This is a genomic window from Deltaproteobacteria bacterium (assembly GCA_016875225.1).
Classification (GTDB): Bacteria; Myxococcota_A; UBA9160; order SZUA-336; family SZUA-336; genus VGRW01.
Genome location: VGRW01000087.1, coordinates 1 through 13,870, shown reverse-complemented (window position 1 = coordinate 13,870; position 13,870 = coordinate 1). Strand labels below are relative to the sequence as shown.

The following is a 13,870-nucleotide window of genomic DNA, read 5'->3' as shown; positions in this document are numbered from 1 at the left end:
TCAACGCCTGGCTGCAGAACTTCCGCCGCGTCGTCACCCGCTGGGAGTACAAAGCCCAGAACTACCGAGCATTCGTCCAACTCGCCTGTATCTGCATCATGCTGAGACAATTTTGAGACTGCCTCTAGAGAGGCGCGAGTTGGACCAGTTCGGCCCGGGTCTGCGCGCTCGCGTCCAGGCGCACCTGGCCCGCTTCGAGCGCCACGCCCGGCCCGACCCCGCGCTGGTGCGCGCCGCCGTCGCCGCGACACTGATCGGTGACGACTCCGGCCGCGCCTGCTTCCTGATCACGCGCCGCACCTCCGGCCTGCGCAACCACCCCGGCCAGTGGGCGCTGCCCGGCGGCCGCGTCGACCCGGGCGAGACCCCCGAAGAGACCGCGCTTCGCGAGCTCGACGAGGAGCTCGGCCTCGCGCTCGACCCCGCCTGCGTGCTCGGCCAGCTCGACGACTTCGTCACCCGCTCCGGCTACCTGATCACGCCCGTGGTCTGCTGGGGCGGCTCCGCACGCGCTCTCACGCCCAACCCCGACGAGGTCGCCGCCGTGCACGTCGTGCCGGTCGCCGAGCTCGACGGCCCCGAGATCCCGCTGATCAGCGCGATCCCCGAGAGCGATCGCCCGGTCCTCTCGCTGCCGATCCCCTCGCTCGCCACGAACATCCACGCGCCGACCGCCGCCGTTCTGTACCAGCTGCGAGAAGTCGCGCTGCACGGGCGCAGCACGCGCGTCGCGCACTTCGAGCAGCCGGTGTTTGCGTGGTCGTGACGCCGGCCTAGATCTCGACCCCGTTCCTGCGGATCACATCCGAGAAGAACGCGGCACTCGCCTTGGGAATCCGCGCCTGCGTCGCGAAGTCGGTCCAGACGATGCCGAAGCGCTTGGAGTTGCCGAAGGCCCACTCGAAGTTGTCGAGCAGGGACCAGACGTAGTAGGCGCGGACGTCGGCGGAGCCGTCGGCGATCGCGGCGTGCATTCCGGCGAGGAAGCCGCGCAGAAGCTCGATGCGCTGCACGTCGTCGACGCGGCCGTCGGCGCCGGGCGCGGTGTTGTCGCAGACGCCGTTCTCGGTAACGTAGATGCGCGGGCGGCCGTACTCGGCGGAGACGAAGCGCAGGAAGTCGCCGAGCGCGAAGGGCGCCGCCTCGTAGCCCATCGGCAGCACGGGGAGCGTGGGGGGCGCGTCGCGGAAGCCGACGCCGCGGCTGGCGTCGGCGAGCACGCGCTGGCGGCTGTACAGGTTCACGCCCAGGAAGTCGGTGGGCGCCGCGATCGCCTTCAGGTCGTCGCCCTCGATCGGCAGCGCCGCGCCGCGCTCGGCGTAGTAGCGCAGCACCGACTCGGGGTAGCCGCGCCCGTAAACCGGACCGTGCCAGGTGCGCGTGTCGAAGTCCCGCGCGAGCTCGCAGGCGCGCAGTGACTCCGGGCTCGCATCGGCGGGCTCGTAGCTCGTGTTCGCGTTGGTGATGCCGATCTCGCCGCGCCGGCCCGAGGCGCGGTACGCGGCGACCGCGAGCCCGTGCGAGAGCAGCAGGTGGTGGATCGCGCGGCCGGTGATGCGCAGGTCGCGAATGCCCGGCGCGAGCAGGCCGACGCGGTGGCCCAGGATCGCGGTGATCATCGGCTCGTTGTGGGTGACGAAGCGGGTCACCCGGTCGCCGAGCTGCGCGAAGACGATCTGGGCGTACTCGGCGAAACGCTGCGCGGTGTCGCGGTCGGCCCAGCCGCCGCGGTCCTGCAGCGCCTGCGGCAGGTCCCAGTGGTAGAGCGTGAGGCAGGGCTTGATCCCGGCCGCGAGCAGCTCGTCGACCAGCCGCGAGTAGAAGCCGAGCCCCTTCTCGTTCGGCTCGCCCGCGCCGAACGGCTGCACGCGCGGCCACGAGACCGAGAAGCGGTAGGTCTGCAGGCACAGGCGCTTCATCAGCGCGACGTCGTCGCGGTAGCGGTGGTAGTGGTCGCAGGCGACCTCGCCGCTGTCACCGCCCATCACGCGGCCGGGCTGCTGGCAGAAGACGTCCCAGATCGAGAGACCCCTGCCGTCCTCGCGGTGCGCGCCCTCGATCTGATACGCCGCCGTCGCGGCACCCCACTCGAAGCCCTTCGGAAACGTCACGAACGCCATGCGCGCATCGTATCAGGCGACGCTACGCTGGCGCGCATGAATGAAGCGGCCGAGGTCCTCCGCCAGCGACTCTCGCAGCGCGGGGCCGCGCTCGAAACGGCCACGCGGGACGCGCGGCGCATCTCGAACCTGCGGCTGGGCGTATTCGCGCTCGCGCTCGCGGTCGGCTGGCTCGCGTTCGGCGAGCGCGCGATCTCTGCGCTCTGGCTGCTGCCGGTGGCGGGCGCCTTCGTCGCGCTGGTGCTCGCGCACGACGCCGCTCGGCGAAGGCGACTCCGCGCGGAGCGGGCGCGCGAGCACTACGAGCTGGCGCTCGCGCGAATGGAGCACCGAATCGCCGGGCGCGGGCGCGACGGCGAGCGGTATCTCGACCCCGAGCACCCGTACGCAATGCACCTTGACCTGTTCGGGCGCGGCTCGCTCTTCGAGCTGCTCTCGCGCGCGCAGACGCGCGCGGGCGAGGACCGGCTGGCGGCCTGGCTGCTCGCGCCGGCCGCGCCCGAGGAGCTGCGCGCGCGGCACGCGGCCGTGAACGAGCTGCGCGGGAACCTGGACCTGCGCGAGGACCTGGCCGTGCTCGGTCCCGAGATCCGCCACGGCGTGCACCCGGAGCCGCTCTTGAAGTGGGGGCGCGCGCCGGTTCGATTCACGGGCGGCGCGCTTCGCGCGGCCGCGGCGGTTCTCGCGGCGCTCTCGACCTGCGCGGTCGCAGCCGCGCTGGCGGGCGCGACGAGCTGGGCGCCCGCGCTCGTCGCGATCGCCGCGCAGTCGCTCTTCGCGGCGAGCTTGCGCTCGCGCGTCTCGGGCGTGCTCGGCGAAATCGAGGCGCCCTCGCGCGATCTCGCGCAGCTAAGCGCGCTCGTCGACCGCGTCGAGCGGGAGTCGTTCGCCGCGCCGCTTCTCGCAAGCCTGCGCGGTGCGCTCGAGACCCAGGGCGTCCCGGCCTCGCGCGACCTGGCTCGACTACACCGGCTAGTGACGACGCTCGACTGGCGGCGCAACCAGCTCTTCGCGCCGATCGCGCCGCTGCTGCTCTGGGGCACGCAGCACGCGTTCGCGCTCGAGGCGTGGCGATCGCGCTGCGGCGGACACCTCGAAGGCTGGCTCGACGCGCTCGGCGAGCTCGAGGCGCTTTGCGACCTGGCGGCGCACGCCTGGGAGCACCCCGCGGATCCGTTCCCCGAGATCGCCGAGACCGGCCCGGTCTTCGACGCGCGCGGGCTCGGGCACCCGCTTCTGGCCGATGCGAGCTGCGTGCGAAACGACCTGTCGCTCGACGCGGATCACGCGCTCGTGGTGGTGTCGGGCTCGAACATGTCGGGCAAGAGCACGCTGCTGCGCAGCGTCGGCAGCAACGTGGTGCTCGCGCTCGCGGGGGCGCCGGTTCGCGCGCACGGCCTGCGCGTCTCGCCGCTCTCGCTCGGCGCTTCGCTTCGCGTGCAGGACTCTCTGCAGGAGGGCGCATCGCGCTTCTTCGCCGAGCTGCTCTGCCTGAAGCGGGCGGTGCAGCTCTGCGAGGGTCCGCGCCCCGTTCTGTTCCTGCTCGACGAGATCCTGCAGGGCACGAATTCGCACGACCGCGGCATCGGCGCGAGCGCGCTGGTGCGCGGCCTGCTCGCGCGCGGGGCGATGGGCCTGGTCACCACGCACGACCTCGCGCTCACGGCGATGGTCGACGAGCTCGCCCCGCGCGCGCGAAACGCGCACTTCGAGGACGAGCTCCGCGAAGGCGAGCTGCACTTCGACTACCGGCTGCGCGAGGGCGTGGTGAAGCGCAGCAACGCGCTCGCGCTGATGCGCAGCGTCGGGCTCGAGCTCGACGCCGTGCCCACCTAGAGATAGGTGAGTCGGAACCCCACGCCCTCGGGCTTCTTCAGGCGGATGTTGATCCCGATCAGAAGCGCGGTGATCTGCTCCACGTAGCGCGCGTTGTACAGCGGCCCGCCGTCGACGGCGCGCAGGCCCGGCACGTCGGCGCAGAGCGCCATCACTCGCGCGCGCGGCTCCTTGGCGCCCGAGACGATCACGTCGCACTCGACCGGGTGCGGCAGGTCGAGCAGCCGGTGCGCCGCCACGTTCTGGAACGCCGACACCACCGGCACGCCCTCGGGCGCCAGCGCCTCGCACATCTCCGCGCAGGACCCCTGCGAGACGCCGATCACGCGCGAGGCCACGTCGCCGATCGCGCTGGCGAGCGGCACGCCCATCGATACCAGCACGGCGCCGGGCGCGAGATCGTCGCGCACCGACTTGATCGTGCCGGCCATGTGCTCGAACGGCACCGACAGGATCACGATCCCGCCACGCGTCGCGCGCACCGCGGCCGCGTTCTCGAATCCCGACACGTCGGCGCCCGGCACCTTGGCGGAGACGTCGCGCACGGCCTCGAGCGCGCGGTCCTCCTTGCGGCTGCCGATTCGAACCGGCCGGCCGGCCAACGCAAACCGATACGCGAGTCCGAGCCCCTGCTCGCCGGTTCCGCCCAGGATCGCCACCGCTTCCTTCGACATCCCTGCTCCTCCGCGCCTCGCGCGCGCGGATCTTAGCCCAGACACGAGCTACGTTTCCCGACATGAGCCTCCCAACCCCCACATCGATCTCCCAGGCCGGACCCGACAAGCTGCGCATCGTCTGGAACGACGGGCACGAGAGCGTCTACGCGGTGCGCGGCCTTCGGCTCTCCTGTCGCTGCGCGCGCTGCGTCGAGGAGTTCACCGGCCGGCCGCTGCTGAACCCCGAGGGCATTCCCGACGACGTGCGGCCGATCCGCATCACGCCCGTCGGCCGCTACGCGCTGCAGTTCGAGTGGACCGACGGGCACGACAGCGGGATCTACACCTTCGAGTACCTGCGCCAGACCTGCCCCTGCTGCGCGGAGGCAACTCAAGCGGCCAAGTAGGGGCGTCGATTCGAGGTCCGGATGGCCGATCTGATCGCCTGGGCCGAGCGCTTCATCGCGACCCCGTCGGAGTCGCGGCTCGGCAACGCCGCGATCGCGCGCCTGGCCTCGCAGCTGCTCGGCGAGCTCGGGCTCCCCGCGCGGATCGAGACCGCCGAGGTCGGCGGCACCCTACACCATGCGGTGGTGTGCGACGTCGGGCCGGACGCGGACGCGGGCGGCCTGCTGCTGGTGACACACCTCGACACGGTTCCGCCCGGCGCGTTCGGCGCATGGACCGCGACCGGGGGCGATCCGTTCCGGCCGACGCGTGAGGCCGATCGGCTCTACGGCCTGGGCTCGGCCGACGCCAAGGTCGACTTCGTCTGCAAGGCGCTCGCGCTGGCGTCGATCGACCGCTCGCGGCTGCGCCGGCCCGTTCGGCTGGTCGGGACGTTCGGTGAAGAGATCGGCTTGATCGGCGCGCGCTGGCTGATCGATGCGGGCCTTGCGCGCGGCTACCGCGAGGCGCTGGTCGGCGAGCCGTCCGAGCTCGCCGTGATTCGCGCGCACAAGGGCTACGCGGTGTTCGAGGCGAGCGTCGCGCTCGAGCGGCTCGACTATTGCGAGGCGCTCACGGCGACGCAGCGGACGGTGACCGGCGTGGCCGCGCACTCGAGCGCGCCGGCGCTCGGCAGGAACGCGATCCTGGCCGCGCTCTCCGAGCTCGAATCCGCCGGAGTCCTCGGCATCTTCGCGCTCGACGGCGGCACGGCGGTGAACGTCGTTCCGGGTCGCTGCGAGATCGGTCTTGCGAGCAAAGGCGCGAGCGACGCGTGCAAAGAGCCGATCTTCGCGACAGCACCGCTTCGCAGTTTCGCTGCGGCGTGGCGGCATTTCGAAGCGTCGCTCGGGGCTCGCCGCGACCCCGACTTCGATCCCGATCGCACGGTCGCGAGCCTCGGCCGCGCCTGGCTCGAAGGCGACCGGGCGCGGTTCCGCTTCGACGTGCGGCCGATTCCCGGCGAGGATCCGGAGCTTCTGGTGGAACCGCTTCGCGACGCAGCAGCGATCACCAGCGTGCGCGCCAACCCGCCGCTCTCGACGAGCCGCGATGCCAAGCTCGTGCGCGCGGCGCTCGACGCGCAGCGCTCGGTCGGCCTCGAGGCGGGGCTCGCGACCAAGGCGACCTGCACCGAGGCGGGGCTTCTGTCGCGCGCCGGGCTGGAGGCGATCGTGCTCGGGCCCGGGCCCTCGGTCGGCAACGTCCACAAGCCCAACGAGCACACGAGTGTCGCGCAGCTACACCGCGCGGTGGAGCTGTACCGCGCGCTGCTCGTGCGCCTCGCGTGCCTGGTGTGTTCGGGGAGGCCGACGTGTTCCTGATGCGCGGCGCGATTGCGGCGGACCTGCCGTCGCTTCTGGAGCTCGCGGCGCTGCTCGACAGCCCGAACCTGCCCCACGACGACGCCTTCCTGCGCCGGCGCATCGCCCGCTCGGAGCGCGCGTTCCGCGAGCCGGGACCGCCGGGGCCCGAGCGCGAGTACCAGTTCGTGCTCGTCGACGACGGCGATGCCGTGGTCGGCACATCCGCGATCCTTTCCAAGCACGGAACGCCCGAGATGCCGCACCTGTTCCTGCGCGTCGGCGAGGAGACTCGATTCTCGCCGAGCAGCTCCGTGCGCGTGACCCACACGACGCTCCAGCTCGGCGCGTCGCACGACGGGCCGACCGAGATCGGCTCGCTGGTGCTGCGGCCAGAGGCGCGCGGGCGGCCGGGCTGGCCGGGCAAGCTGCTCTCGTGGGGCCGGTTCGCCTTCATCGCGCGCAAGCCCGGCTGCTTCGAGAAGACGGTGCTCGCCGAGATGCGCGCCGCGATCGACGCGCAGGGGCGAAGCGCGTTCTGGGACGCCTTCGGCCGCCGCTTCACCGGAATGAGCTACACCGAGGCGGATCGGCGCAGCGCCGTCGACAAGAGCTTCGTGCTCGATCTGTTTCCCGCCACGCCCTTCTACGCGTCGCTTCTCGACCCCGACGTGGCCGCGCAGATCGGCCACGTGCACGGCGAGGCGAAGCCGGCGCTGCGGCTCCTCGAGCAGGCGGGGCTGCACTGGCAGGGCGAGATCGACCCCTTCGACGGCGGGCCGTTCGTCGCCGCGCCCGTCGCGAAGATCGTTCCGGTGCAGCAGACGGTGTTCGGCCGGCTCGCGGACGGCGCGCCGGACGAGCCTGCGCCGCCGGCGATCCTCTCGACCGAGGAGGGCGGCGAGTTCCGCGCGGTCGCGGCCACCGCTTCGCGCGAGGGCGACGCGATCCGCGTGCCGAAGGAGGCGCGAAAACGGCTGCGGCTCGCGATCGGCGACGAGATCGCCTGGACACCGTTGCCTGCCGCGCGGGGAAGGGGCGGCGATGGCTGAGACGTCCGACTTCGCCCCGCGCGGGGATCTCATCGACCGTCAGTTCGTCCTGCCCGAACGTGTGGCGGGCGAGATCGCGCTCGAAGACCCGGGCGACATCCACGCGCTGCGCGGCGCGTTCCCGATCGGCGCGGACTCGGCCGAGCGCGCGATCGCTTCGGCGCGCGCCGCCTGGCCGGCCTGGCGCGACGCTTCGAGCGAGAGCCGCGCCGCACATCTGCGCCGCTTCGGAGACGCGATCCGCGCCGACGCCGAGCGGCTCGCGGGTGTGATCGCGACCGAGGTGGGAAAGCCCGTCTGGGAGGCGCGCACCGAGGTCCAGGCGATGCTCGCGAAGATCGACATCACGCTCTCGCAGGGCCTGGAGCTGGTGGCCGAGCGGGAGTTCGCGCTCGGCCCGGGCCAGACCGGTCGCTGGCGCAACAGCGCGCGCGGCGTGCTCGCCGTGCTCGGGCCGTTCAACTTCCCGGGCCACCTGGTGCACGGCCACGTGGTTCCGGCGCTGGCGACCGGAAACTGTGTCGTGGTGAAGCCGTCCGAGCAGACGCCCGCGACCGGCCAGCTCTACGCAGAGCTCGCGCGACGCTGCGGACTACCACCCGGCGTCGTGAACGTGGTGCAGGGCGACGGCGCGGCCGGCGCGCGGCTCGCCGCCCACCCCGGGCTCGACGGTGTGCTCTTCACCGGGTCGTGGTCGGTCGGGCGGCGGATCCTCGAGGCCACACTCGACCAGCCCTGGAAGCTGGTCGCGCTCGAGATGGGCGGAAAGAACGGCGTGCTGGTCTGCGCGGACGCCGATCTCGACGCGGCGGCGACCGCGATCGCCTTCGGCGCCTGCGTGACGGCGGGCCAGCGCTGCAGCGCGACCAGCCGCGTGTTCGCGCAGCGCAGCATCGCGGACGCGCTCTGCGAGAAGCTCGCGCGGCTGTTTCGCGGCATCGCGATCGGGCACTCCTCGGACCCGGGCGCGTTCATGGGACCGCTGATCTCGCGCGCCGCGCGCGAGCGACACGCCAGGGTGTTGGAGCTCGCCGCGGCGGAAGGCGCGCAGGCGCTGGTCGCGGGCGGCCCGTGCGAGGGGCCGCGACCGGGCCACTACGTTCGGCCGAGCCTGCACCGCCTGCGCGCGCACGACCGAGCGAGCCGCTACCAGAGCGAGGAGCACTTCCTGCCCGACGCCTTCGTGCTCGCGGTCGACTCGACCGACGAGGGGATCGCGCTTCTCGACGCGACCGACTTCGGGCTGGTCGCGAGCGTGTTCACCCGCGACCGCGCGATCTACGAGCGCGCCGCGCGCACGCTCCGCGTCGGCGCGCTGAACTGGAACGCCGCCACCGTGGGCGCGTCCTCGAAGCTTCCCTTCGGCGGGGTGAAGCGCAGCGGCAACGATCGCCCCGCGGGCGCGATGTCGACGCTGTACTGCACGTTCCCGCAGGCGAACCTCGAGCACGAGCAGGCCCCGCCCGCCGCGACCTGGCCGGGCTTTCCGACGCCCGAATGAGCCACGTGGTTCTGATGGGCGACCCGGCGCACTTCTCCGTGGTCGGCGGCGCGAACCCGCACACGCGTGACAAGTACGGCCGGCGCAAGTCCGTCGACCGCGCGCTCGCGATCGCGCAGTGGGGCCGCATGCGCGATCTGCTCCGCGATCTCGGCGTGCAGGTGGCGGTGGTGCCCCCGCACGCCGCGCACCCGGGTCTGGTCTACCCGGCGAACGCGGGCTTCCGCCACGGCGACGTCTTCGTGCTATCGAACCTCACGCCGACGCGCGCGGGCGAGCAGCCGATCTACCGCCAGGTGATCGAGTCACTGGGCCTGCGCTGCGCGACGATCGGCGCGCGCTTCGAGGGCGAGGCCGACCTGTTTCCCGCCGGCGACGCGCTCGTCTTCACGCACGGCCGGATCCGCCGCCAGCGCTTCGTGCCGCGTCTGGGCTGGCCGCCCTGGAAGCGCGTCTACGGCTTTCGCAGCGACCCACGCGCGCTGGACGAGATCGCGGCGATCGCGCCGCTCGGCCGCGAGGTGCTGCGCGTCGAGCTCGTGGACGAGCGCTACTACCACGGCGACACCTGTCTGTGTTCGTTCGGTGCGCGCCGCGAGTTCCTGCTCGCATACGTTCCGGTTCTGCACCCCGACTCGGCCGCGGCGCTGCGCGTTCGCTTCCGCGACCGCCTGCTCGAGATCGGCGACGCCGACGCCGCGATCTACGCCGCGAACTCGTTCGCGCTCGATATCGCAGGCGAGCCGCACCTGGTCATGCCCGAAGGCGTCTCGGCGCGCCTGGCCGACGCGGTGCGCGCGCGGCGCACGCGCGTGGTCACCGCCGACGTCTCCGAGTTCCACAAGAAGGGCGGCGGCTCGGTGAAGTGCATGATCGGGGATCTGGGCGAGCTTGCCGGCGTGAGCGCTTCCGACCGCGCCTGATCTAGAATCGCGGCGATCGTGTCCGCCCCTGACTCTCCACTCGATCGCGGCGCGCCCGCGCTCTTCGGCGCGGAGTCGCCGCACTCGCTCGTGCTGCGCTGGCTGGTGCCGCTGCGCTTCCTCGCGGCGGTCGGGCAGGCGCTGGCGCTGCTCTTCGCGTCGCAGGTCATGCGCGTCGAGCTGCCGTACCGGGCGCTGTGGCTGATCCCGACGGCGACCGTGCTCACGAATCTCGTGCTGGTGCGGCGCGACTGGTCGAGCGCGCAGGCGCGGATTCTCGCGCCGGCCACGCTGAGCTTCGACACGGTCCTGTTCACCGCCCTGCTCTACCTGACCGGCGGGCCCGACAACCCGTTCAGCGCGCTCTACACCGTTCACGTCGCGATGGCGGCGATGACCGGCAGCGCGAGCGCAACCTGGCTGGTCGCGGGTCTGTCGGCCGCGGGCTACGCGGCGGTGTTCCGCTGGCACGAGACCTACCACTTCTGGCACGGGCCGATCGCGCCGGGAATGGAGATCGGCCTGCACGCGGTGGGAATGTGGATCGCGGTGACGGTCGTCGCGATCGTGATCACGTACTTCATCGGCCGCATCACGAACACGCTTCGCGCGCAGGAGGCGAGCCTGCGCCGCGTGGGCGAGATCGCGGCGCGAAACGCGAGGCTGGCGTCGCTCACCACGCTTGCGGCCGGCGCGGCGCACGAGCTCGGCTCGCCGCTCGGGACCATCGCCGTGATCGCGGGCGATCTCGCGCGCGAAGCCGAGCGCTCGCCGGAGCTCCTGCCCTGGGGCGACGACGCGCGATTGCTCCGCGCCGAGGTCGACCGCTGCCGCGGCATCCTCGACCGGATGAGCGCGCGCGTCGATCGGCTCGGCGCCGCCGACGACGCGCCGCTGCGCGCGGGCGAGGTGGCCGCACTGCTCGGCGAGGCGGAGCTCGGCGAGGACGCGGCGAGGGTCGATCTCGAGCTGCGCGCTGCGCCGGCGACGTTGCTCGGAGCGCGCTCCGACTTCGGCGAGATGGTTCTGCCGCTTCTGCGCAACGCCTTCGCCGCAGCGGCCGATGGATCGCGCGTGCGCGTCGCGGTCGAATGCGAGGGGGATCGGGTCCGCGTCCGCGTGCATGACCGCGGCCACGGCATGAGCCCGTCCGTGCTGGAGCGCGCGGGCGAGCCGTTCTTCACCACGCGGGCGCCCGGCCACGGAACCGGGCTCGGTCTGTTCGTGCTGCGTTTGCACGCGGAGCGGCTCGGTGGCACGCTGCAGCTCACCTCCGAGCCCGGCGCGGGCACCACGGCCACCGTCGAGTGGCCCATCGCTCCCGCGGGCGCCTCGTCCCATGAGTCCTGAGAGCAAAGCCACGCGCTACCTGATCGCCGACGACGACGCGCCGTTTCGCGCGCGGCTCGCGCGCGCGCTGCGCTCGCGCGGACTCGAGGTCGCCGAGGCCGAGTCGGCCGAAGAGGCCGTGCGCGCCGCGAAGTCGTTCCGTCCCGAGCGCGCGGTGATCGACCTGCGCCTGGGCGAGGGCTCGGGCCTGGAGCTGATCCGCGCGCTGCGCAGCGAGCACCCGGATCTGGTCTGCGTCGTGCTCACCGGCTACGGGAGCATCTCGACCGCGCTCGAGGCCGTGCGTCGCGGCGCGCGCCACTACCTGACCAAGCCCGTCGACGCCGACGACGTCCTGCACGCGTTCGAGCGCGGCTTCGAGGAGGGGGCGCCGGTCGCCGCCGACGCTCCGAGCAGCGCGCCGTCGCTGCACCGCGTGGAGTGGGAGCACATCCAGCGCGTGCTCGGCGACTGCGGAGGGAACGTCTCGCAGGCCGCGCGCACGCTCGGCCTGCACCGGCGCACGCTGCAGCGCAAGCTCGCCACGCGACCGCCGCAGCGCTAGCTGCGCCGGAGCGACGAAAGGAAGACACGATGGGCGATGGAATCCAGGTCGAGATCGCCGATCCCGTGGCGCTGATCCGGCTCGACCGGCCCGAGAAGCTGAACGCGCTGACCTACCCCATGCTCGGCGCGATCCGGCGCGCGGTCGACGCTGCGGCTGCGGACCCGGCGGTGGTGGGGATCGTGATCACGGGAAGTGGCCGCGGCTTCTGCTCGGGGCTCGACTCGGAGGCGCTCGTCGCGACGACGCAGGGCCGCGCGCCGCGCGCGAGCGCGGCGGCGAGCGAAGAAGTGCCGGGGCTGTTCACCTACCTGCTCCAGGTGCCCAAGCCCGTGATCGCGGCCGTGAACGGCGTCGCGGCCGGCGGCGGCTTCGTGCTCGCCGCGATGTGCGACGTGCGCTTCGCGTCGAGCGCCGCGAGCTTCACCTCGATCTTCAGCAAACGCGGGCTGGTCGCCGAGCACGGCACGACCTGGATCGTGCCGCGGCTGGTCGGCACCGGCCGCGCGCTCGACCTGCTCTTCACCTCGCGCAAGATCGACGCGGGCGAGGCGCTGCGGATCGGGCTGGTCGAGTACGTCGTTGCGCCCGACGAGCTCGTCGCCGCAGCGACGGACTACGTGAGGCAGCTCGCGGGCTCGGTCTCGCCCACGTCGCTCGCCGAGACCAAGCGCATGGTCTACGCGCACGCGGGCCAGGGCTACCCCGAGGCGCTCCGCGACGCCGACACCGTTCAGTGGCGCGTGGTCGAGCAGCCCGACGCGGTCGAGGGAGCGCGCGCGCTGATCGAACGCCGCGCTCCGCGCTTCGCCCGGCTCGGCCAGAAGTAGGCGCGGGATGGACTCGCTCGCGCTGCGCATCGAGCACAAGACGCCCGAGCCGCGAGACGAGCCATCGCCGACGGGTCACGTCTTCGTCGAGCGCGGCGACTCGCGCGCGGTGCTGCTCACGCCAACCGAGATCGACCCGGCCAAGCGCTACCCGCTGATCACGGTGCTGCACGGCGCGGGGCGGCAGGACGAGATGCTGGTGAAGGCCTGCCGCGACCAGCCCGAGTCGCGCGACGCGCTGTTCCTGGTGCCGCGCTCGCTGCTCCCGACCTGGGACCTGATCGCAAGCCGGGAGCGGCCCGACCTGGACTTCCTGGAGTACGCCTACGATCTGATCTACCGGCGCTACCCGGTCGATCCCGACCGGCAGGCGCTGCTCGGCTACAGCGACGGCGCGAGCTACGCGCTGTCGGTGGGGCTTTCGAATCCGCGCATCTTCCGCGCGGTGATGGGCTGGGCCGCGGGGTTCATCGCGCTCGAGCCCGCCTTCGACCCCGATGCCGCGCCCAAGCCCGCCGTCCTGCTCGAGTACGGCACGCACGACGAGCTGTTCCCGTTCGATCGCGTGGCGCTGCCGATGCGCGAGAACCTGCGCAAGGCGGGCTACACCGTGGAGTTTCGCGTCGACCAGGGCGGCAAGCACTGGCCCTCGGCCGACTTCCTGCACGAGGCTCTGGACTGGTTCTTCTCGGAGCCCTGGGCGAAGCGGACCTAGGCGGGCGGGCGCTTGCCGAACACCGGCTCGCGCTTCTCGACGAAGGCGCGGAAGGCTTCGCGCGTGTCGTCGCTGGCGGCGATCTGCAGGTGGCGGCGCGACTCGAGCTCGACGAAGGCGTCGAGCGAGAGCAGCTCCGCGGCCAGGTAGTGCTGCTTGAGCGCGCGAAGCGCGGTCGGCGAAGACGCGCCGAGCCGGTGCACGATCGCTGCGACCTCGTCGCGGAACACTGCGTCGTCGAAGACGCGCGCGACCAGGCCGATCCGCGCGGCCTCGTCGGCGGGGAGCTTCTCGCACAGGAACGAGAGCTCGGGGGCCTTCGCGGCGCCGACCAGGCGCGGCAGCGTCCAGGGCAGCGCCATGTCTCCCGCCACGGCCACGCGCAGGAACGCGGTGTTGAAGTTCGCCGAGCGCGCGGCGAAGCGCAGGTCGCAGGCGCAGGCCCAGCCCATTCCCGCGCCCGCGCAGGCGCCGTTCACGGCCGCGATCGTGACGGCGGGCATCTCGTGCAGGAGCGTGCAGATGCGGAAGTGGCGCGCTTCGAGCACCGCATCCCGTCCGCGGCTCGAATCGGTGCAGTGCTGCAGGTCTG

General features: G+C 72.6%; 14 protein-coding genes. 11 read left to right on the top strand and 3 right to left on the bottom strand.

Translation table 11 applies throughout. The features are described from left to right. Window positions 1-139: 139 nt before the first annotated feature. Window positions 140-766 (top strand): CoA pyrophosphatase, encoded by a 627-nt coding sequence (locus FJ108_15730; GenBank protein ID MBM4337334.1) that lies wholly within the window; start codon window positions 140-142, stop codon window positions 764-766. A gap of 7 nt (window positions 767-773) precedes the next feature. Here FJ108_15730 and FJ108_15725 read toward each other — a convergent pair whose 3' ends face one another. Beyond that, window positions 774-2,120: a beta-glucosidase gene (locus tag FJ108_15725; GenBank protein ID MBM4337333.1), complete on the bottom strand. Its 1,347-nt coding sequence runs from the start codon at window positions 2,118-2,120 to the stop codon at window positions 774-776. Between the two features lie 36 nt (window positions 2,121-2,156). Between FJ108_15725 and FJ108_15720 the strand changes: the two genes are divergently transcribed. After that, the gene (locus FJ108_15720; GenBank protein ID MBM4337332.1) at window positions 2,157-3,956 is read left to right on the top strand and encodes a DNA mismatch repair protein MutS; all 1,800 of its coding nucleotides are present in this window, start codon (window positions 2,157-2,159) and stop codon (window positions 3,954-3,956) included. Here the strand turns inward: FJ108_15720 and npdG are convergent. After that, entirely contained in the window at window positions 3,953-4,630 is a 678-nt protein-coding gene (npdG, locus tag FJ108_15715; GenBank protein ID MBM4337331.1) for an NADPH-dependent F420 reductase, read from the bottom strand. The genes FJ108_15720 and npdG overlap by 4 nt on opposite strands. A gap of 62 nt (window positions 4,631-4,692) precedes the next feature. On the opposite strand from npdG, the gene FJ108_15710 reads away from it, so the two are divergent. Genes FJ108_15710 through FJ108_15670 form a run of 9 tightly spaced genes read left to right on the top strand, consistent with a single transcriptional unit; the run spans window position 4,693 to window position 13,278 of the window. Beyond that, entirely contained in the window at window positions 4,693-5,019 is a 327-nt protein-coding gene (locus FJ108_15710) for a DUF971 domain-containing protein (GenBank protein ID MBM4337330.1), read from the top strand. A gap of 21 nt (window positions 5,020-5,040) precedes the next feature. Beyond that, window positions 5,041-6,384: a M20 family metallopeptidase gene (locus FJ108_15705; protein MBM4337329.1), complete on the top strand. Its 1,344-nt coding sequence runs from the start codon at window positions 5,041-5,043 to the stop codon at window positions 6,382-6,384. Next, window positions 6,348-7,415, top strand: coding sequence for an arginine N-succinyltransferase (locus tag FJ108_15700; protein ID MBM4337328.1), 1,068 nt, complete (start codon window positions 6,348-6,350; stop codon window positions 7,413-7,415). Before FJ108_15705 ends, FJ108_15700 begins: the two co-directional genes overlap by 37 nt. Beyond that, entirely contained in the window at window positions 7,408-8,916 is a 1,509-nt protein-coding gene (locus FJ108_15695) for an aldehyde dehydrogenase family protein (GenBank protein ID MBM4337327.1), read from the top strand. Before FJ108_15700 ends, FJ108_15695 begins: the two co-directional genes overlap by 8 nt. Continuing rightward, window positions 8,913-9,839 (top strand): hypothetical protein, encoded by a 927-nt coding sequence (locus FJ108_15690; GenBank protein MBM4337326.1) that lies wholly within the window; start codon window positions 8,913-8,915, stop codon window positions 9,837-9,839. Before FJ108_15695 ends, FJ108_15690 begins: the two co-directional genes overlap by 4 nt. A gap of 18 nt (window positions 9,840-9,857) precedes the next feature. Then, window positions 9,858-11,189, top strand: coding sequence for a HAMP domain-containing histidine kinase (locus FJ108_15685; GenBank protein MBM4337325.1), 1,332 nt, complete (start codon window positions 9,858-9,860; stop codon window positions 11,187-11,189). Further along, window positions 11,179-11,733, top strand: a complete 555-nt coding sequence (locus FJ108_15680; protein ID MBM4337324.1) for a response regulator — start codon at window positions 11,179-11,181, stop codon at window positions 11,731-11,733. The genes FJ108_15685 and FJ108_15680 overlap by 11 nt, the downstream gene beginning before the upstream one ends. Before the next feature lie 29 nt (window positions 11,734-11,762). Continuing rightward, window positions 11,763-12,563, top strand: coding sequence for an enoyl-CoA hydratase (locus FJ108_15675; protein MBM4337323.1), 801 nt, complete (start codon window positions 11,763-11,765; stop codon window positions 12,561-12,563). 7 nt (window positions 12,564-12,570) lie between these two features. Beyond that, window positions 12,571-13,278, top strand: a complete 708-nt coding sequence (locus FJ108_15670; GenBank protein ID MBM4337322.1) for a hypothetical protein — start codon at window positions 12,571-12,573, stop codon at window positions 13,276-13,278. Here the strand turns inward: FJ108_15670 and FJ108_15665 are convergent. After that, window positions 13,275-13,870: enoyl-CoA hydratase/isomerase family protein (locus FJ108_15665; protein ID MBM4337321.1), on the bottom strand; the 596-nt coding region annotated here is incomplete at its 5' end. The genes FJ108_15670 and FJ108_15665 overlap by 4 nt on opposite strands.